We start from the raw sequence: 20,526 nt of genomic DNA, 5'->3' as shown, positions 1-20,526 counted from the left end.
CAGTTAATTTTGATTAAAAAATATTTGCTTGATATTATTTTTCATATTATCTTTGCACCACCTTAAAAGAGGAACATTCCTCCTTAGCTCAGTTGGTTAGAGCATCTGACTGTTAATCAGAGGGTCCTTGGTTCGAGCCCAAGAGGAGGAGCAAAAAAGACTTACAGAAATGTAGGTCTTTTTTGATTTTATACATTTTTCACAATCACACTTACATTATTTATCAAATATCAATTTCAAGCGTTGTCTCAGCGCAATATTCATAGGTTTATTTTCATTACATTTGCATTTTGATAGATATACCCTAAAGTCTTTAAAAAACTTTTAAATTTAATCATAAACAGCACAATTTTTGTTTAGCTAAATGCTTGAAGATACGAATGATGTCAACCAATCAACTTAAATACGGTTTCCTTTATATTTCCTTTTTTATAACCAGTCTTTTTCATGCTCAAAACACAGCAAACGGAAGAATTGTAGATAACAAAAACAACAAAGAGATCAGCGCCGTTGAAATCTTTATCAACGACAGCAATACTCCCATTCTTACTACTACTTCAGGAAGCTTCAGCATACAGTCGGACAGCATTATTTACAAACTTAAATTTCAGAAAAAAAACTATGCTTTAGAAAGCGTAGATATTACCGCCGACAAAAGCAGCAACCTCCTCATCAAATTATCTTCTGAAAAAGTAAGTAATATTGAAGAAGTCGTTATTCACAACGAGAAAACAAAATTTAAAAACAAAAAAGAAAACCCTGCATACAGAATCATGCAGGAAGTTTGGAAACGTAAGAGAAATAACGGGCTTGACAAGTTTAACACCTACACTTACAAAGAATATGAGAAGATTCAGTTTGACGCCAATAACCTAGACAGTGCGTTTATGAACAGAAAAATCTTCAACAAATTAGATTTCATCTTTGATTACGCTGATTCTACAGCAAGAGGAAAAATGGCTCTCCCTATTTTCCTAAACGAATCTATCTACACCAATTTTGGGGAAAATAAACCGAATAAGAAAACCAAAAAACTTCTTATTGCACAAAAAACTTCAGGATTTCAAGACAATCAGGTGATTGCAATTACAGCAAAAAACCTTTACCGCGACATTAACATTTATGACAATACGCTGAACTATTTTGATATCGGATTTCCAAGCCCCGTAGGAACAGACGGCTTTAGCACTTACGATTATAATTTGATTGATACCGTTTCCGTACGTGGCGAACAGGCTTACAAAATACGTTATCAACCGAGAAGAACCGATGTTCTCGCCTTTCAGGGATACTTGTTTATTGACACTGATTCATATGCAGTATTGGGTGCCACTTTAAAATCGACCAATAAAATCAATGTCAACTTCATCAATGCAATATCAACCGAATTGGAATATGACAATCCGGATGATGAAACATTTTTGCCTAAAAAATTCATTACGGAAATTGAAATGACTCCGTTTTCAAAAAAGAAAACAGCCAAAGGGCTTGTCGCTAAGCGAACGGTAGATTATTCTGAATATGATTTCAACAAACCTCTTGCGGATTCTATTTTCACAAGAAAAGAAGAAGAATATGACGCCAAATTTGTTGACAAGGACGACGCATATTGGGTAAAAGCAAGACCAGATTCGCTTTCAAAAACAGAACAGGGAGTATATGAGATGCTTGATAAATTACAGCAGACTCCGAAATTCAACCGTATTGTAAAACTCTACGAAACTCTTGCCTCACAACATTACAACATCACAAAAGGCATTGACATTGGTCCTATTTTTTCAATTTACGGAAAGAATGATGTGGAAGGCGACAGAATAAGATTGGGAGCCAGAACATATTTCGGGCAGAATGATCCCTGGAGAATTCAATTCTATAATGCATATGGTTTTAAAGACCAGCAGTTCAAATATGGTGTGGAAGGACGTTACATGTTCAACAGAGTAAACCGTTTCATGGTAGGAGCCGGAACAAAAAGAGACATTACGCAACTTGGAGTACAGCTGACAACAGAAGATGGAATTATGTCCCGTTCATTTGCCTCATCAACGGTGTTTGCACGAGGAGAAAACGCTTCTTTAAGCTCAGTAAACCAAACGAGTATATTCACGTCTATCGAACCCTGGAAAAACTTTCAGGTGAGAGTTGACGGAACCATGCAAAGCATTAAATCTGCCAATCCATCAGGTTTCAGCTTAATGTATTACAGAAATGGTGATTTAAGAAAAACTACAAATGATTCTCATGTGACCATTAGCTTAATAGCAAGACCGGGAGCTAAATTTTCCCAGACAGGGGTCGACCGATACGAACACGGAACATTGGCACCGACAATCGTATTAAAATATACAAGAGGTATTGAAGGTTTGTTTAATGCAGATTTTAATTACAATAAACTTCAGTTTATGTTTTACAAACCTATCCTTTTGGGAAGCTGGGGTAAAACTTTGCTTAATTTTGAAGCAGGAAAAAACTTTGATACTGTTCCACTGGCTTTACAGAATGTCATTCCTGGTAACCAATCTTATGGCTTGGTACCAAATACTTTTGCCCAGCTCAATTATTATGAATTTGTTGCAGATACCTACTCTACACTTCACATAGAACATCACTTTAACGGCAAAATTCTTTCATTTATTCCTTTAATTAAGAAACTGAAGCTTAGAGAAGTAGCATTCATCAGAGGTGCTTACGGATCTTTGAGTGACGCGTCAAAAAACATCAATGTTGAGAATCTAAAATATTCTGCACCGGATCAACAGGTGTACTATGAATATGGATTTGGAATTGAGAATATCGGTTTCGGAAACATCAGAATTTTCCGTGTAGATTTTAACTGGAGAGGAAATTACCTTGACCGACCGGATGTTTCTAAGTTTGGAATTAAGGCAGGTTTTCAGTTTAATTTTTAAAAGATTAATTATTATCTATCTCTAATGAACTATCAGAGCCATTTGCATGTTTCACTTATTATGATATTCTATTTTCAATAACAATCATAATCAACCATATTCTTTTCACTAAAAGATTGAGATGAAACTAAATATAATTTCAAAGGTCTCTATTTTTTTATTGTTTTTTTCTTATACCTTTTATTTCAAGTGAAATAGAGCTTCACCAAGTCCATCAAAAATTTAAAATCATTGATGGGTTTAATCTTCTGTACTTCCTTTTTAAATTTCCGCTTTGGTGGGCATTGGGAGCTGCAGAAATTCTATTTTCCAGATTACAGAAAAGACAATTATCTTTCAACTAAAAATAATTAAAGCACAAAAAAATCCTCAACAAAAATGCTGAGGATTTTATTTTATAAAACGCTTTTTAATTATGCGTTTGGCTCAATAGATACGTAAGATCTGTTGTTTGCTTTCTTTCTGAAAACTACTTTACCGTCAACAAGTGCATGCAAAGTGTGATCTTTACCCATACCAACATTTTCACCTGGGTGATGTTGAGTACCTCTTTGTCTGATAATAATGTTACCAGCAATAGCGTCTTGTCCACCGAAAATCTTCACACCTAATCTTTTAGAATGAGATTCTCTACCGTTTTTGGAACTACCAACTCCTTTCTTGTGTGCCATTTTATTTTAAGGTTTTTTGGTTTAACAATTATTCTGCGCTTTCAGCGTCAGCTTTTTTAGTTGTTTTTTTAGCAGGCTTCTCTGCTTTTTTTCCTTCAAATCCTGTAATACCAGTGATTTTGATTTGAGTTAAAGATTGTCTGTGACCGTTTTTAACCTCATAACCTTTTCTTCTTTTCTTTTTGAAGACGATTACTTTATCAGCTTTTACGTGGTCAAGAATCTCTGCCTCTACAGTGATACCGCTTACAGCTGGGGCGCCTACAGTGATTGCTCCGTTTACAGTAAGAAGAATTTTATCGAAAGATACTTTTCCTCCTTTGTCTCCTTTCAAACGGTTCACAAACAACTTCTGGTCTTGCTCAACTTTATATTGAAGCCCTGCTATTTCTACAATTGCAAACATTGTCTATAAATTTTTTAGTTAATTCGAGGTGCAAATGTACTGATTATTTCTTTAGTAACAATATGATTTTGAGAAATTTTCTACTTTCTGTGTAAATTTAATTCCAGCTGATTGTTGGCCGATTTATATTTCTTTGCCATCGATTCTTCAAAATACTTAATAATTTCAGGATTGCTCGTCAATTTCGCACCCGATTCTGTAGTCACCGTCATCGAATTATTAGGATTTGCCAAATCGAGTTTGATGTCTTTTGCAGGATCATTTTTATAAGACAAAAAAAGCTTTTTATATTGAACAGGATTCACTTTCACGCCCTGAAATTCATTCTTTGCCTCTTTCTGTAATGATAAAATATAATCCCACGAATGATCCTCAGCTTTTAATTTTTTATTTCCTTTCAATAAAAACTGATGTGATTTTGTTTTGTCTTCGAGTTTCACAATTAATCCAGGCAAGCCTTGAAATTTGTACGGACCATCTGTAAACGGCAAGTCTTTGGAAAACCACGCCTCCCAAATTCTTCCGCCAAAATTTACAGTTGCTTTCTGACAATTGTAGTTTTCTATTTTTTGTGTTTCGGGAAGAATATTCCATTTTAAAGCTAGTGTTTCTTCCACCACCATATTGGTTTGTTCGATATTCGTAAACCAGTTTGTTTTAAAACCCGGATAAGATTTTTCTATTAAATAAGAAACATTCCACTCTTCCGTCGTGGAGGAATAGCTTATACTGTTCGGAGTAGATTTTCTCTGCTGAATAATTGAATGGTTCATTGCAGAATCGCTTGCATATTGAGCCTGACCATAAAAATAAGATTTCGTCGGGAAAATATCAAGATTCATAAATTCCTTTTTAAGGCTGTCGGTTTTTGTGGAATCAATTCTGAACTGATATTCATACGTAAAACGATTTCCCTGCGCCGAGAGGTTAAGAGTGAATAAAAGGAACAAAACAAGACTTAAAATATGCTTCATCATTTTGTGATTAATTCTCCAAATATAGAAATTAAATTGCTCCGGTTTTATTTGTACTTTTGGAAAAAACTTACAATGAAGATAATTTTAAGCATTTTACTTTGTTTATCTCTAGCGTCGTGCACTGTATACGGTGTAACCAATGATTACAAAAAACTTTCAGAAAAAGATCAATTGATGATTGTGCCCTTACAAAGTTTTGAGCAGACTGACAGTCAACACGTGTACAAGATAAACGGACAGCAGCTTAAATCAGAATTATCAAAACATCCAAAATCATTGGTTTATATATTTACCAATGGATGCACATCACAATATTGCCTTCCGATGTCAAACTACGAGAGATTTGCAAAAGAAAACAATTACAAACTTTTTCTTGTGATGGAAGGTTATTCTCACCTTCAGAAGACCACTGAGCAGCGTTCTGAAGTTTTCAGAGAGCCATTGTATTCAATCGATAATGATTTTTATAATTCTTGGTATTCTGTAAGATATCACAGGCTTTTTGAAAACGAATTGCGAGGAATTGAGAAAAAAGCAAAACCTGAATGGGATGGAGGTTTATATTTTTTCAATTACGATAAACTGGAAAAAGTAACACGCGATTTACCTCAATAAGATGAACAGAGATCTTTACATCGATTTTGCGAAAGGCTTAGCTACACTTTCCATAATATTTATTCATACCGCATTTTGGTCGGGGCAGTTTTATATTATCCCTGAAATCAGAGTTTTCTCTTTGGTTTTTGATGTCGCCCTTTTTTATGCTTTAAGTGGAATAACCTCTGGCTCAAACATCGAAAAAACCTTGTACAGACTACTGAAACTACAGGTGACGTACATGATTTTTGTGACACTTCTTTTCTTTTTAGATTATTTCTTTAAAATTTTCGGGCTCACTTTTTTTTCCCTCGAATGGCTACAAAACTTCTACTCTACATTCGGAACAAAATATGAAGCAACAAGCATTTCAACAGCTCCGCAGTGGCAAAACTTAGGAAACTGGTATCTTCATGAATATTCAAATGCAGACACTTTTCCCGTGGTGATGGGAAGTTTCTGGTACTTAAAAGTCTATTTTATTTTAACCGTTTTCGGAGTTTTAATCTTAAGATTTTTTCCGAAACACGTTAATTGGTTCATAGGAATTTGCATTGCTTTAACTTTACTATTTAATATATTCCCTGAACTATACCCAACTGGCCAGGTAGGATATGTAGCTTTTTACATGACGGTTTTCCTGATTGGAAACAGAATGCGTGGCAAAAAGATTCCAGTACAGATGATTCCTGTTGTTTACGGATTGGTAGCAGCAGCCTTAGTTTGGATGTTTTGGTATTTCGGTGACGATGTATTCTTCAAAATCAATAAGAAAAAATTTCCGCCGCAAACGCCCTACATTATTTGGACATTCTTTTCACTGACAACTCTATTTGTTTTGTATAACCGATTAAAAATTACCAAAGAAAATTTCGTCACACATATCGGTAAAAACGCAATTTTCTTTTATTTCGGACAGGGAATCAGCTCTTCGCTCGTGTATTTTCTTGTTGTTCCTTTGAAAGAACTGATGCCGTGGTGGACTTTGATGGTTATTATTTATATTATTAATGTGATTTTAGCATTTATTATTGCTTCAGGTCTGAAGAAATTTGACGATTCCGGATGGAGAATCTTAGAATATCTACGTAAAAAAACCGCTCAGTAAATTACTGAGCGGCAATATTTTATCGTGAGATTCTAATCTCTACTTCCTCTTCCTCCTCCTCTTACTAAAAGGGCGATCACTACGATAAGAACTACTCCACCAATAATAAGATAAGTGGGATCCATGTACCATTGTTCAGTTGTGGTAGTTTTCGTAGACGTGCTTACCTGTGTGTCAGGTGTTGTATCCTGGGCAAACGAAATAATACTGAAAAACATAGTCAGCATTGTAAGGGCAAATTTTTGCAATTTTTTTGTCATTAATGTAGTATTCATGATTTAAGATTTTAATGTTGATTTAGGTAATCCAACTCTATGCCAGAGATGATTACAACAAAATAAATTTTGAAGTGAGGAGTTTTGCATTACCGCATGTTAATTTTATTAATTAAATTTACCAAAATTTTTAAATCATGTTTAAGTTGAAACTTCCAACCGATCCAAGGTGGGCAAATATTGCAGAGGATAACATCCAGGAAATTTTAACAGACCATGCATGGTGCGAACAAAAAGCCGCTACCAATGCCATCGGATTAATCACCATGCTTCCGGAACGCCCCGATATTGTGACAGAACTTTTAGCAATTGCTCAGGAAGAACTTGAACATTTCGGTATGGTCCTAGAAATTATCAAGAAGCGCGGTTATACTTTTGGACGTACAAGAAAAGATGATTACGTCAATGAATTGGTGAATTTCATCCAAAAAGGAGGTCACAGAGATACGATGATTGTTGATAAAATGCTTTTTGCTGCTATGATTGAAGCGAGAAGCTGTGAGCGATTCAAAGTTTTAACAGAAAACATAAAAGACGAAGAACTCAAAAAGTTCTACAAAGAATTGATGATTTCCGAAGCTAACCATTACACTACATTTATCGGTTTTGCAAGAGAATTAGGTGATCCTGAAAAAGTGAACAAAAGATGGGAAGAATGGCTAGAATATGAGGCAAAAATCATTAAATCTTACGGTAACAAGGAAACTATACACGGTTAAAAAATCCAATTGAAAAAACCTACTTTTGAAAATATCACCAATTTTTTTCTGAAAAACTTCTTTCAGGGATTATTAATCATTGGTCCCATCGGGCTGACGATTTTTGTGATTTGGTATGTAATTTCATCGGTTGACAATATTATTCCATCCGTCGCAAGAGAAATTCCGGGACTAGTTTTTGTCTCCACAATTCTGGTGACTGCGCTACTCGGATATTTGGGAAACAAATTCGTTGTAGGACGTTTTTTTGTAGATGCAATAGACAGAATTCTTGAACGTACTCCAGGTATCAAACATATTTATTCTCCTACCAAAGATGTGATGTCTTCTTTCGTTGGAGATAAGAAAAAATTCAGCGACCCTGTTTGGGTGAAAACCAATGAAAATCCTGAAATCTGGAGAATTGGTTTTCTTACACAAAAAGAAATGGCCGATGTGCATAAGCATAATTTCGTAGCGGTTTACCTTCCGCATTCCTATGCTATTTCAGGCTGGGTAATCATTACCGAAGAAAAAAACATCAAACCCGTGGTGGGAATGACGGCGGCTACAGCAATGAAATTTGCAGTTAGTGGCGGTGTGGCAGGTTTCCATTCTGACGACAACGTATTTAAAGCTCCTGAGTAAAAAGGTCATGATATAAATAGATTTGATAGAGTTCATTTCTTTCTTTAATATTATGTTAAATCAAAATACTTTACCATGGATACAGCTCTCATGACAGCCCTGTCTATACTTCTTAATTTTTTTAATGCTAATCATTTTAATACTATGAATAATAATCCCCTTCTTAATTGTGACTACGAAAAAGGTGTGTGCGAAATTCTTGAAACACCTGCTGATGAATCATCTTCTGCTGAATTTACAACAGCAAAAACCGATAAAATCAAAATCATTTATTATACAGACCCTATCTGCTCATCATGCTGGGGAATCGAAGCTCAGCTTAGAAAATTTAAATTAGAATATGGCGAAGCTGTAGAAATCGATTATCGAATGGGGGGACTTTTACCTTCTTGGGATATTTACAATTCCGGTGGCATCAGTAAGCCGAGCGACGTAGCAGGACACTGGGAAGAAGTAAGCCCTTATTACAAAATGCCAATCGACGGCAGTGTTTGGATCGAAGACCCTTTAAATTCATCATATCCTCCATCAATTGCATTCAAAGCGGCACAGATGCAGGATGAAAAGAAAGCGATCGTGTTTCTAAGAATTCTTCGTGAAATGGTTTTCTTAGATAAATTAAATATTACGAAAGATGAGCATCTGGCAAAAGCTGCGGCTTTGGCAAAATTAGATGTTACCCAATGGAGAGAAGATTATGAATCTAAAGCTCAGATCGAATTTAAAAAAGATCTTGATCTTGGAAAACAATTGGGTGTAAGAGGCTTTCCTACTTTAATCTTCGTAAAAGACGATGAAATGCTGGATGTTTTGTATGGTTTTAAACCTTACGAAGAATTTGAGAAAAGAGTAAAGAAGATTGATCCGCAAGCTAAGAAAAAAGAATATTCTGCAGACTGGCAAAATTTATTTGCGGTTTATCCTACACTTACTACTCAGGAATTTGCAGTACTTTCTAATATTTCGTTTGAAAAATCACAAGAGTTTTTATTAAATCTGAGCACCCAAAATAAACTGGAGCGCAAGAAGATTAAAAATGGTGATCTTTGGATTCTGAAATCAAATTCTAACTAAGATGAGCACAGTTGCAATTATAGGAGCCGGAGTTTCAGGACTGAGCATGGCCAATTATTTAGAAAAAAATAATCTAGACTACCATCTTTACGAAAGACGGACAAAAGACGACCTCAAAGGTCACGGATTTATTCTGCCAAAAGAAGGAATTGAATGTCTTTCAGAGATTATCGATATCAATGAACTTTATACCAAAGGGAGTTTCCTTAAAAAATACATTCACTACGATCACAACGGTCATATTCTTTCTGAAAAAGATCTGGATGATGTCTTTGTTATTTCAAGAAGCACTTTAATTGAAGTTTTAAGCCAAAATATTCCTACAGATAAAATTTCTTACAGAAGTACACTTAATCTTACCGGTTTTTCTGGAGAAAAAGCAGAACTGGAGTTTGAAGACAACGCAAAACTACAAGCAGATGTTATAATTGCGTCAGACGGTTCTAGAAGCAGAATCAGAAGAGCAATCTTTCAGGATGAAGTGATGAAGGCTGTGAGAGAAAATGAAGTTGTTAACATCATCGAAAACGAAGAAATTGCAAGCCAGATTGAAGGCAACTTTCATAAATTTCACCACGAAAACGGTGGATTAACTTTCGGAGTTTTAAAACTCTCTCCTAGCAAAATTTTATGGTATTGCCAGTTTGATATCACCCGTTATTTTATTAATGAAGATTATACGGCAGACTGCATCAAACAGTTTATGCTTGACAATTTCGGAGACTGGAATCCTTTGGTTTCTTCAATTGTCAAAGAATCTAGCTACGACAATGCTCATATCTGGAGAGTGTATGAATTGGAAAAACTGAATCCTTTTCATCACAAAAACATCGCATTTTTAGGTGATGCAGCACATCCTCTGATTCCTTTTACAAGTCAGGGTGTAACTTCGGCATTAAAAGATTCTTATATTCTGACTCAGCTTTTACTGGAAAATAAAGATCTGGAAGAAACCTTTGAAAAATACGAACAGGAAAGAAAACCTGAAATAGAAATACATATCAAAAACGGCAGAATATTACTTGAGCAGTTTTTATTACCTGTCAGCGAACAACCAAAAGACTCTTTACCAATCTCTTACAAATAATATGTTTAATAATACTGATATAAATTTTGAGGCTCTCAAAAAAAAGGCCTACAACGGAAGATGGGCAACATTAGAAGACGGAATCATCCCTCTTACCGCTGCTGATCCGGATTTCAGAATGTCTGCCGAAATCGAGCAGGGCATTATTGAATATATTAAAGACGGCTATTTAAGCTACGGACCATTCTCCGGATTGCCTGAGTTTAAAAAAAGCGTCTCAGAGCATTTCAATACAGGGAAAAACGGAAATTTTACTCCTGAAAATGTTTTGGCAGTCAACAGTGCTGCAATGGGAATGTTTATGGTTGCCAAATATGTTTTGAACCCTGGCGACGAAGCGATCATCTTTGATCCGGTTGATTTTTTATTTAAAAAAACCGTAGATGCAGTGGGTGGAATTCTGAAATTATGTCCCGTAGATTCCAAAACCGGAGATATCGATTTTGAGACATTGGTTTCGCTAATTGGACCTAAAACCAAAATGATCAGCATCTGCAACCCTCACAATCCGGTTGGACGTGTGTACTCAAAAGAAATTTTAATCAAAATCTCCGAAATCGCTGCTGCACATGACCTTTGGGTGATGAGCGACGAGATCTGGAGCGATATTGTTTATGATAAAAAGGAATTCAACACCTATTCATCTGTATCGGAAGAGGCAAAAAAGAAAAGTTTTACCGTATTCGGTTTCTCAAAATCATTTGGAATTGCTGGTTTAAGAATCGGTGCCGTTTTATGCAATGATCAGGAACTGTTGGATGATTTCACAGAAAAATCTCAGTTTAATTCTACCATCGAAGGCGTTTCCACTTTATCACAAATTGCAGCAAGTGTAGCTATCGACAGGGCGAAGCCATGGTTTAATGATTTCCTGACGCATTTACAGCACAACCGGGATTTGGCGCACAGCATCCTGAGCAACACAGGAATTTTAACCCCAAACCTTCCGGAAGCCACGTTTGTTATCTTCCCAAAAATAGAAAACGGAATGTCGAGCGACCAGTTTGCTCAACACGTTTTAAAGCAAGGAAAAGTGGCTGTCGTTCCCGGTTCCGAACGTTGGTTTGGAAAAGGAGCAGAAGGCCACATCAGAATCTGCTTTTCTACCTCAAGAGAGATTTTGGAAGAGGGACTGAATAGGATTATTAAAAGTTTTTAAAATTAAATTACATTAAAAGAGGCTGCAAAATCTAAGATTTTGCAGCCTCTTTTTTATTAGCATATAATTGAAAGGATAATCTTCAATCTTCTGTTAAAATCGTCACGTCGGGACTTCAACTTTGGTTAATTATTTCTTTGAAATCTTATACAGTTTTCCGCTGTCGGTAATTCCGTAGAGATTTCCGTCAGAGCCATTCAAAACATCTCTGAATCTTTCTTTCTGGTCTAAAAGCAGACGCTCTTCACCCACAACTTTATTATCCTTTAAAACAATTCTGTTAATGTGTTGTCCACTCAGACAGGCGATGAAAAGATTGTTTTTCCATTCTTCAATATTTCCGGTGTAGAAAGTGACTCCACTTGGTGAAACTACCGGATCCCAGTAATAAACCGGCTGTTCGGTGCCTGCTTTTTGGGTAGTACCACTATTGATTTTATCTCCGTTGTATTCAATTCCGTAGGTTACATCGCCCCAACCGTAATTTTTTCCGGGCTGGATGAGATTGATTTCGTCGCCGCCTCTCGGTCCCATTTCAATATCCCAAAGCTGTCCCTTTTCATCCAGAGCCAAACCCTGAGGACTTCTGATTCCGAAAGCATAAATTTCTGGTTTATAACCGGCTTTTCCGATGAATGGATTTCCCTCTGCAGGTTTTCCATCTTTGGTAATTTTTAGAATTTTACCTAAATAATTATCGGTTTTCTGAGCATAAACTCTCGTTTCTTTATCTGACCTTTCTCCGGTACTTACAAAAAGATTTCCGTCTTTGTCAAACTGCAAACGGCTTCCGTAATGTTTGTCGCCATCGTATGTTGGTGTAGCTCTGAAGATTACTTTTACTTCTGAAATATTTTTCAGGTCAGCAGATAATTTTCCTTTGGCAACTGCTGTATGATTTCCGTCTCCGTAAGGTTCAGAATAGCAGAAATAAATCACGTTGTTTGTTTTGAAATCGGGATCCAAAGCAACATCAAGCATGCCACCCTGTCCTTTGTCGTCCACTTTTGGAAAGCCTTCGATTTTAGACATTGTTTTTCCTTCTGTAGAAACCACATTGATGAAACCTGATTTCTCGGTAATTAAAAAACGTCCGTCGGGTAGATTGATCATTCCCCACGGTTTGCCTAATGAAGTATTCAGCACTTCTACGTTATAAGGCGTTGTTGTTTTGACTGGTGCAATTCGGGTTTGCCCTTCGAATGCAGGTTTGTAATTGGTGTTTGCTTTTTCTGCTGTAGCTGCAGGTTCGCTGCGTTTACCTTTTCCCTGACAAGATACTATCATCGTTGCCGAGACTAATAAAACGGGTAGGAGTAATTTTTTCATATGTAATATTTATTGGTTTAAGAATTATAAAACAGCCAAACCTAAATAACTATTTTGCACAATGGTATTGCTGTTTTTTTACGCCAGAAAATAGCATTACTGAACTGAGTGTAAAAATAATGCCATAAAAAATTGCAGAATTAAATTTTTATTCTACATTTGTAGAACAGAATAGGAATACGTAGAACATGAAAGAAATAAAACTGACAGATTCTGAAGAAGTGATTATGGAAATGCTTTGGGAAAAACAAAAACTTTTCATGAAAGATATTCTGGAATCTTACCCTGAACCAAAACCCGCATCAACAACGGTAGCAACTTTGCTCAAAAGAATGCAGAATAAAGATTTGGTAGGCTACACCTTATATGGAAATTCACGTGAATACTTTCCAAAAGTTGCGAAAAGTGAATATTTCAAAGAAGAAATGACTTCTATGATTGACCGTTTTTTTAACAGCTCGGTGACACAGTTTGCTTCATTTTTTACCTCAAACACTAAATTGAGTCAAAAGCAGTTGAAAGAACTTCGTGAAATTATCGACAAAGAAATAAAAGAATAGCCATGGAAACTATCATTCTAAAAATAATTCTGTGTTCAGGAATTGTGCTTGGACTGTACTATTTATTTCTGGCAAAAGAGAAAACATTGACCTTCAACCGTTTTTATTTATTGTTGGGCTTATTTTCTCATACACAATTCCTTTTGTGTCGATTGAAACCAAAGAGATCGCAAAGGACAAACCAGTGCTGTTGATTGAGCAGGAAATTCCACAACAGATTTTGCAGACTCCTGCTACAATGCAGGCGGAAAAGTTTGATTACACTCAATTATTATTGGTCATTTACTTTGTAATCTCCGGACTATTGATTGCAAAGATGCTGTATTCAATACTAAAAATTAAAACACTGAAAGGCAGAAAAATTATTTATCAGAACCGAAATGTCATTTTGCTTAAAGAAGAGATTGCGCCGTTTAGTTTTTTGAGCACCATTTATCTTTCTGAAAAGTATTTTAAGGATCAAAAAATTGACGAAAGAATATTTCTTCACGAGGAAATTCATGTAAAACAAAAGCATTCATTCGATGTACTACTTATCGAAGTTGTAAAGTCTTTTTCTTGGTTTAATCCTTTCATTTACTTCTATAAAAATGTGATGATTACCAATCATGAATTTTTGGCAGATGAAGAAGTTATCATCAAAAATGAAAACATTAAAAACTATCAGGAACTTATTCTGAATGAGGTTCTGACCCAGCAAAATTTACAATTAACACACCAATTCAATTTCAATAACACCAAAAAAAGATTTATTATGATGACCAAAAAAAATTCAAAATTTGCGGAGGCAAAAAAGTATTTGGTGATTCCTGCATTTACAGCTTTGGCTCTTATTTTTGCGGAAAGAACTTATGCGAATGACAAAGGAGCTGCTGACAATTATTTAAGTATAACTCAACCAACAAAAGTCAATAAAATTTATTCTAATGATGCGATCAAAGAATTTTTAGAAATCACAGATAAATATGCAGACATTATTAGAGATAGAGATTTTGATAGATTTAAAAAAGAAGTTCCAAGAGATGAGCAGCTAAAACTTATAGAATTGCGAGACCAAATAAATGTTATAGATTGGAACAAAATTCCTGTTTGGGTTTCATATCAAGAAATTAATAAACAAATTCCTACTCAAAAACAGCTTAATCAATTCTTAAATTCTGATTACAAAATCACTCTTAATGGGGAAATTATAGATAACATCATTTTAAAGAGCTACAAAAACACAGACTTTTACAACGTTTATCTATTGAAGATCCAGCCGAAAAACCCAGACTACGGAAAGTTTGACTATGCTGTGTCCCTTTATACAACTGACTATGCTGAGAAATTTAATCTTCAAAAAAATATTGCTGTTAGTTTTACTGTAAATTCTGAAGATTCTAAAAGCAAAACAAAAAAAGACACCATCACTCCCAAGAAAGATATAGCAGCTAAAGTTTCCGAACTAAAATCCACAAATAACAATTCAAATAGCGAGCGTAAGGTTCAAGATCTTGCAATTTCTCCGGCAGTAAATGTTACACAAGAAGTTACTACTGTTCCGGAATATCCAGGCGGAATCAATGCAATGCGACAGAAGGTTTCAAATACATTTAACGGTGCAGCTTTTAAGGGTGATGAAGGGGTAGTAAAATCAAATATTAATTTTACAATTAGTGAAAAAGGTGAAGTTTCCAACATAAAAGCAAGTGGAAATAATGAGATATTTAATACAGAAGCAATTAGATCAGTAAAATTAGCCAATGAAAACATCAGCTGGAAACCCGCAACAAAAGATGGAAGCGCTGTGAAATACATTTTTAAACTTCCTTTGACTATGAGTTTTGAAGCATTCAAAAAAACACAATAAATTATAAACTTCACCAATCATGTGAAATCCTACCGTAAAGTCACTGCTTCGCGGTTTTTTTATTTAAAAGAATAAGGCATACACAGTTGAAAAACTTGACTTAGCTAATAACGGTTTTAATTATATTTGAAGTAAAATTTCTTTATAATATACGCTAGCAAATGAAAAGTATCTACATTTCTACCATTTTAATTTTTATTGTTCTGAATTCTTGCAGTAAAAAGCAAAATAAAGATAATATTACAAACCTAAATACTCACAGTAAAATGAGTAACGTCAATTTAGCAAATACAATTGCTACTATAAAAACTTCGGAAACTTACGAAAATCCAAAAAATTGGAAAGCTCGTGGACTCATGCCATCAGATAAGCCCGTAATTCTACTTCTTAGAACTACAACTAATGAATTCTTGGATAAACTAGAAGAAATATGCATCACGAATGAATCTTCAGAAACAAAATTAAGACTCGTATCTCAAAGGGTTGACGAGCTTCCTTGGAACGAATTGGATACTGAAGAAAAAGAATTTTTGGCAGATACACTAGCTCCAGCTATTAAAGCTGCTGGCTTTAATCCCAGCACATTGTTTTAAATAAATTAGAATAGAAATAATTTATGACCACACTCCTCTTCCCAACATTTTTTATTTCATAAATTTGATGTATGAAACGCCTTGATAAGATTATCTTTGAAAGGCAATGTTGGTGAGGTGTTCCATCTGACCAAGTAAAAAATAAATATCTCAAATGAAATTTACGCTTCAATCAGAATATAAACCAACCGGAGATCAGCCTACAGCCATTGAAAAACTGACTGAAGGATTGGAAATCGGTGAAAAATATCAGACTCTACTCGGGGTGACAGGTTCCGGGAAAACGTTCACCGTTGCTAATGTCGTTCACAATACCCAAAAACCTACTTTAGTTCTAGCGCACAATAAGACTTTGGCAGCTCAGCTTTTCATGGAATTTAAAGAATTCTTCCCCGAAAATGCTGTGGAATATTTTGTGAGTTACTACGACTATTATCAGCCTGAAGCTTACATCGCCAGTTCAGGAACCTACATTGAAAAAGATTTGAGCATCAATGAAGAAGTAGAGAAACTACGACTTTCAGCAATTGCGAGTTTACTTTCCGGACGAAGAGATGTATTGATTGTTGCCTCAGTATCATGTATTTACGGTGTCGGAAACCCTGCTGAATTCCACAAATCACTAATCTCCTTAGAAATTGGTGAGAAAACTACAAGAACTGCATTACTTCATTCTTTAGTTAATGCATTATATTCCAGAACATTGGCAGATTTCCAAAGAGGTACATTTCGTGTGAAAGGTGATGTGGTAGATATTTTCCCTGCATATGCAGATAATGGAGTTAGAATTCAGTTTTTTGGAGATGAAATTGAAAAAATTCAGAGTTTTGATCCCGTTTCCGGAAATACGACTGGAAATTTTGACCAGATACAAATCTATCCTGCCAACCTATTTGTGACGTCAAAAGAAACCTTGAACGGTGCCATCAGAAATATTCAGGACGACATGGTCAAGCAGGTCGACTTTTTCTCTGAAATCGGGAAACCTTTAGAATCAAAAAGACTTCAGGAAAGAACAGAGCTTGATCTTGAGATGATTAAAGAGTTAGGCTACTGCTCAGGAATTGAAAACTATTCGCGCTATCTTGATGGCAGACTTCCTGGCTCAAGACCTTTCTGTCTTTTAGATTATTTCCCAAAAGATTATCTGATGGTGATTGACGAAAGTCACGTTACCGTACCGCAGGTTCATGCCATGTACGGCGGCGACAGAAGCCGTAAAGAAGCTTTGGTAGAATACGGATTCCGACTTCCAGCGGCGATGGACAACCGACCTTTGAAATTTGAAGAATTTGAAGCCATTCAAAATCAGGTTATTTACGTTTCTGCAACTCCTGCAGATTACGAACTTGAAAAAACGGGAGGAGAATATATCGAACAGATTATCCGTCCGACCGGGCTTTTAGATCCTATTATAGAAATTCGCCCTTCTTTAAATCAGATTGATGATTTAATGGAAGAAATCAGAAAAAGAGCAGAAATAGACGAAAGAGTATTGGTGACCACTTTAACCAAGAAAATGGCGGAAGAATTAACCAAATATTTCACAAAATTCGGAATCAGAACAAGATACATTCACTCTGATGTTGAAACTTTGGAACGTATTCAGATAATGCAGGATTTACGTCTTGGGATTTTTGATGTTTTAATTGGGGTCAACTTATTGAGAGAAGGTTTAGATTTACCTGAAGTTTCGCTTGTGGCAATTCTAGACGCCGACAAAGAAGGAATGCTAAGAAGCAGAAGATCAATGATTCAGACGGTTGGTCGTGCAGCAAGAAACCTAAACGGAAGGGCCATTTTATATGCAGATAAGATTACCAAATCAATGCAGGCAACTCTTGATGAAACAGAATACCGTCGCGAAAAACAAATCGCTTATAATACGGAACATGGTAAAGTTCCAATGGCTTTAAATAAAAAGATCTCTGAAAATCTCGTTGGTAGAAGCAAAGATTTCCCGGACGAAAAATATACTCAGAAACAGATCATGCAGAAAGTTGCCGACGTCAAGGCAACGTACGCAACAGAAGATGTAGAAAAATTAATTACGCAGAAGCAAAAAGAAATGGAAGGCGCTGCAAAAAATCTAGATTTTATAAAAGCAGCACAGTTACGAGATGAGATTGCGGCTTTGAAGGGATAAATAAGATTTCGATTTGAGCGGTTCCGTTGGGACCTCTCAAATCGAATGATAAATGAAACAATAAAATTATAATTATACTGAATCCCAAAGCAATAAGTCCAAACCCAAAACTTTTGATCTTGAAGGCGTATTCAACTTTAGAACTATTCGCTTGAAATTACTATTTGCTTTTGATTTTTCGATCTCATCAATTTCATAAGCATCATTGTAAAAATAACGACCCATGAAAACACATAAGATACAGGGACTAGGAACATAAAGATTTCAGAGTCACAAGTTAGAACTTATAAACCTTAGTCTTAGGTTTCTCATATTCCACTTTCCCACCACGAAGAGGAGTGAGCAAATCCATTAAACCATTCAGTTTAATTTCATAAATCGTCGCTAATTGCATTCCTAATTTACCTTTGGGCATGCCTTGACGGTTAAACCACTCAAGATAACTGATCGGTAAATCAGCCAAAACAGTATTTTGATATTTGCCGAAAGGCATTTTCACCACACAAATCTCCTGTAAAATTTCAGGATGTATTCCCTCCTCCATATTTAAACTATTAAATCGATTTTGTTTTCCAGATCGTCATTATTTCCTTTACTCGTAAGCTCAAGTTCAGGCGTGTCATCATCTGAAAATTCGTTTCTGTATACCTGAATCAGAAGAAGGGTAAAAGAAACCAAAATCGGCCCAAATACCAATCCCATGAATCCAAAGAGCTTCATACCCATAATGATTCCGAAAACAGTATTTAAAGGATGGATATCTTCAAGCCTTTTTAATAAAGTAAATCGGAGGATATTATCTGTAAGACCTACAACAATCAAACAGTAAATTCCCAGACCAATACCAGGACCGGTTTGTCCTTCAGCAATCATAAAAATACAAATCGGAACATAAATAATGGCTGCTCCCACAATAGGAATCATAGATGCTGCTGCCGTTAAAGCAAAAAGAAGAATCGGACTTGGTGCCCCAAAAATAAAGTACCCAATTAGAGCAATAATCCCCTGCCCAATAGCTACTACAGGAATTCCAATCGCATTGGCTATAATCAATTTACGCATCTTCTCACCAATCATGGAGACGTTTGCTCTTTTCAAAGGCGCTGCAGAAGCCAAAATTCTTTCGAATAATCTTGGTCTTTCAAACATAAAGTAAAGAATGAAATACATGGACAAGACAACAGTCAACGTGTTGAACGTGCCACTTAACGCTGTGGTGGAAAAACGCCCAGCGGTGTCTTTCAGCTTGGTCATATTTTCTTTACTTAAAAGATCAATGCTCGTTTTAGAATAAACAAAATCATGAATTTTATCGATAAAAACATTGAATTTATTCATGTACGCCTGTGCATTTCCGAGTTTTTCTATTAATAGATCGGCAATGAAATAAATCGGGAGAATGATAATGACTAAACTCGCCAGCATTAAAACCAAAGCCGAAGCCCAAGGTTTCCATTTTTTCTCCTCCTGAAGATAGAAATTATACTTCCTACAAACGACGTAAATCGTAATTGCTCCTAATACAGAAGGGATAAAAAGTGCTAAGTTAAAGCAAATTAAAGCCGCTAAAATCAAGATGATAGCGAGCAGGGCAATTTGCTTGATAACAACACTGCTGATTTGTTTTTCGTGGTGTGACATTATTTCTTCGTTATTTGTCTTGGTTTACCTAAATATGCGCAGTACGCCGAGTACATGGCAATGTAGATAAATGGATAAGTAAAAATTATACCAATACAACAAAGCAACAGTCCAGAGATCGAAATAAGTGCCGCTAAAATCCCCGCTCCTAAAAAAACACCGTAGTTTTCCCGTGCAATGTTATAGCTTTTTGAAATTGCATCCATTGCATTTGCATTTTCAAACAAAAGAATCGGATAACCTAAAAGAAACAGCGGAAAAACAAAAAATACAGGAATCACACACATTAATGCAGAGATCCACAAAATAATATTGGAAATTAAACTGTACAGTAAAATATTCCCTAAATTTTGGCGATAACCAATAAATAAATCTGAAAATTCAACAGGGATTTTCGTGTTGAATTTATTGGCAATATAGATTAAACCAACAAAAAGCGGAGATAAAAGAATAGTGAACAAACCTGTAAACGAGTAGTACAAAGTCGTCCCCGGTCGATTAAAAAGAATTTCTCGGTAGGCATCCGCATCAAAATCTTTAAAATCACTGTAGCTGGCATAAGAATTAAATCCAGAAATCGATTGTATAATAGAATCTCCTATAATGTAAATAATCATGGCGACCACAGCATAAAGAATTACGCCTTTATACATTTCGAAAGCATGCGAAATAATAGAACCTGTATCTCGGTTTGGAGCAGAACCCTGCTGATCAAATTCGTTAAATTCTGACATGGTGTTTATTTTTATTGTTTCTCAAATTTAATTTTTTTTGAGAACAAATGCATCACCATTCTGTT

The 20,526-nt window shown here is 35.6% G+C and carries 20 protein-coding genes and 1 tRNA gene; 13 read left to right on the top strand and 8 right to left on the bottom strand.

What is annotated here, in order from left to right; genetic code table 11:
- The first annotated feature begins 77 nt into the window (after nucleotides 1–77).
- Both AR685_RS09790 and AR685_RS09785 read left to right on the top strand, forming a co-directional pair.
- Nucleotides 78–151, top strand: a tRNA-Asn gene (locus AR685_RS09790).
- Nucleotides 152–380: 229 nt separating this feature from the next.
- Nucleotides 381–2,909 (top strand): DUF5686 family protein, encoded by a 2,529-nt coding sequence (locus AR685_RS09785; protein ID WP_228376425.1) that lies wholly within the window; start codon nucleotides 381–383, stop codon nucleotides 2,907–2,909.
- A gap of 413 nt (nucleotides 2,910–3,322) precedes the next feature.
- On the opposite strand, the gene rpmA is transcribed toward AR685_RS09785, so the two are convergent.
- The 3 genes from rpmA to AR685_RS09770 form a co-directional block, all read right to left on the bottom strand.
- Complete coding sequence (rpmA, locus tag AR685_RS09780; protein ID WP_034677604.1) at nucleotides 3,323–3,580, bottom strand: 50S ribosomal protein L27; 258 nt, start codon at nucleotides 3,578–3,580, stop codon at nucleotides 3,323–3,325.
- A 28-nt stretch (nucleotides 3,581–3,608) separates the two neighbouring features.
- Nucleotides 3,609–3,986: a 50S ribosomal protein L21 gene (rplU, locus tag AR685_RS09775; RefSeq protein ID WP_047443471.1), complete on the bottom strand. Its 378-nt coding sequence runs from the start codon at nucleotides 3,984–3,986 to the stop codon at nucleotides 3,609–3,611.
- An 80-nt stretch (nucleotides 3,987–4,066) separates the two neighbouring features.
- Nucleotides 4,067–4,963, bottom strand: coding sequence for a GLPGLI family protein (locus tag AR685_RS09770; RefSeq protein WP_082671914.1), 897 nt, complete (start codon nucleotides 4,961–4,963; stop codon nucleotides 4,067–4,069).
- Between the two features lie 72 nt (nucleotides 4,964–5,035).
- Here AR685_RS09770 and AR685_RS09765 point away from each other — a divergent pair, with 72 nt between their 5' ends.
- Nucleotides 5,036–5,578 (top strand): hypothetical protein, encoded by a 543-nt coding sequence (locus tag AR685_RS09765; protein ID WP_059124430.1) that lies wholly within the window; start codon nucleotides 5,036–5,038, stop codon nucleotides 5,576–5,578.
- A gap of 1 nt (nucleotide 5,579) precedes the next feature.
- Complete coding sequence (locus AR685_RS09760) at nucleotides 5,580–6,668, top strand: acyltransferase family protein (protein WP_059124429.1); 1,089 nt, start codon at nucleotides 5,580–5,582, stop codon at nucleotides 6,666–6,668.
- A gap of 32 nt (nucleotides 6,669–6,700) precedes the next feature.
- Here the strand turns inward: AR685_RS09760 and AR685_RS09755 are convergent, their stop codons facing one another.
- A complete protein-coding gene (locus AR685_RS09755; RefSeq protein ID WP_131777611.1) occupies nucleotides 6,701–6,943 on the bottom strand; it encodes a hypothetical protein in 243 nt (80 codons plus the stop codon).
- Nucleotides 6,944–7,080: 137 nt separating this feature from the next.
- On the opposite strand from AR685_RS09755, the gene AR685_RS09750 reads away from it, so the two are divergent.
- From AR685_RS09750 to AR685_RS09730, 5 genes are all read left to right on the top strand, one after another.
- Nucleotides 7,081–7,662 (top strand): tRNA-(ms[2]io[6]A)-hydroxylase, encoded by a 582-nt coding sequence (locus AR685_RS09750; protein ID WP_047443466.1) that lies wholly within the window; start codon nucleotides 7,081–7,083, stop codon nucleotides 7,660–7,662.
- Between the two features lie 9 nt (nucleotides 7,663–7,671).
- Entirely contained in the window at nucleotides 7,672–8,289 is a 618-nt protein-coding gene (locus AR685_RS09745; protein WP_047443465.1) for a DUF502 domain-containing protein, read from the top strand.
- A gap of 75 nt (nucleotides 8,290–8,364) precedes the next feature.
- Complete coding sequence (locus tag AR685_RS09740) at nucleotides 8,365–9,363, top strand: DsbA family protein (protein ID WP_228376424.1); 999 nt, start codon at nucleotides 8,365–8,367, stop codon at nucleotides 9,361–9,363.
- Nucleotide 9,364: 1 nt separating this feature from the next.
- Nucleotides 9,365–10,450 carry an FAD-dependent oxidoreductase gene (locus AR685_RS09735; protein ID WP_047443463.1) on the top strand — a complete coding sequence of 362 codons (1,086 nt, stop codon included), beginning with the start codon at nucleotides 9,365–9,367 and terminating at the stop codon, nucleotides 10,448–10,450.
- A gap of 1 nt (nucleotide 10,451) precedes the next feature.
- Nucleotides 10,452–11,609, top strand: coding sequence for a pyridoxal phosphate-dependent aminotransferase (locus AR685_RS09730; RefSeq protein WP_059124428.1), 1,158 nt, complete (start codon nucleotides 10,452–10,454; stop codon nucleotides 11,607–11,609).
- A gap of 129 nt (nucleotides 11,610–11,738) precedes the next feature.
- Here the strand turns inward: AR685_RS09730 and AR685_RS09725 are convergent, their stop codons facing one another.
- The gene (locus AR685_RS09725) at nucleotides 11,739–12,938 is read right to left on the bottom strand and encodes a PQQ-dependent sugar dehydrogenase (RefSeq protein WP_059124427.1); all 1,200 of its coding nucleotides are present in this window, start codon (nucleotides 12,936–12,938) and stop codon (nucleotides 11,739–11,741) included.
- Nucleotides 12,939–13,126: 188 nt separating this feature from the next.
- Here AR685_RS09725 and AR685_RS09720 point away from each other — a divergent pair, with 188 nt between their 5' ends.
- From AR685_RS09720 to uvrB, 4 genes are all read left to right on the top strand, one after another.
- Nucleotides 13,127–13,498, top strand: coding sequence for a BlaI/MecI/CopY family transcriptional regulator (locus AR685_RS09720; protein ID WP_059124426.1), 372 nt, complete (start codon nucleotides 13,127–13,129; stop codon nucleotides 13,496–13,498).
- Nucleotides 13,499–13,529: 31 nt separating this feature from the next.
- Nucleotides 13,530–15,347, top strand: a complete 1,818-nt coding sequence (locus tag AR685_RS09715; protein WP_082671913.1) for a M56 family metallopeptidase — start codon at nucleotides 13,530–13,532, stop codon at nucleotides 15,345–15,347.
- A 161-nt stretch (nucleotides 15,348–15,508) separates the two neighbouring features.
- On the top strand, nucleotides 15,509–15,940 hold the full coding sequence (locus tag AR685_RS09710) for a hypothetical protein (RefSeq protein ID WP_047443455.1): 432 nt from the start codon (nucleotides 15,509–15,511) through the stop codon (nucleotides 15,938–15,940).
- Between the two features lie 154 nt (nucleotides 15,941–16,094).
- Nucleotides 16,095–18,086 (top strand): excinuclease ABC subunit UvrB, encoded by a 1,992-nt coding sequence (gene uvrB / locus AR685_RS09705; RefSeq protein ID WP_047443454.1) that lies wholly within the window; start codon nucleotides 16,095–16,097, stop codon nucleotides 18,084–18,086.
- 277 nt (nucleotides 18,087–18,363) lie between these two features.
- On the opposite strand, the gene AR685_RS09700 is transcribed toward uvrB, so the two are convergent.
- From AR685_RS09700 to AR685_RS09690, 3 genes are read right to left on the bottom strand one after another with little or no spacing between them, the layout of a single operon-like run.
- Nucleotides 18,364–18,618 carry a DUF3820 family protein gene (locus AR685_RS09700; RefSeq protein ID WP_052187818.1) on the bottom strand — a complete coding sequence of 85 codons (255 nt, stop codon included), beginning with the start codon at nucleotides 18,616–18,618 and terminating at the stop codon, nucleotides 18,364–18,366.
- Between the two features lie 14 nt (nucleotides 18,619–18,632).
- Nucleotides 18,633–19,727, bottom strand: coding sequence for an AI-2E family transporter (locus tag AR685_RS09695; protein WP_047443453.1), 1,095 nt, complete (start codon nucleotides 19,725–19,727; stop codon nucleotides 18,633–18,635).
- Nucleotides 19,727–20,461: a hypothetical protein gene (locus tag AR685_RS09690; protein ID WP_047443452.1), complete on the bottom strand. Its 735-nt coding sequence runs from the start codon at nucleotides 20,459–20,461 to the stop codon at nucleotides 19,727–19,729. Before AR685_RS09690 ends, AR685_RS09695 begins: the two co-directional genes overlap by 1 nt.
- Between the last annotated feature and the right edge of the window lie 65 nt (nucleotides 20,462–20,526).

Source organism: Chryseobacterium sp. JAH (assembly GCF_001507335.1).
In the GTDB taxonomy this organism is placed as follows: domain Bacteria; phylum Bacteroidota; class Bacteroidia; order Flavobacteriales; family Weeksellaceae; genus Chryseobacterium.
The sequence above is the reverse complement of the archived record's forward strand: the minus strand, read 5'-3'. Positions and strand labels throughout refer to the sequence as shown.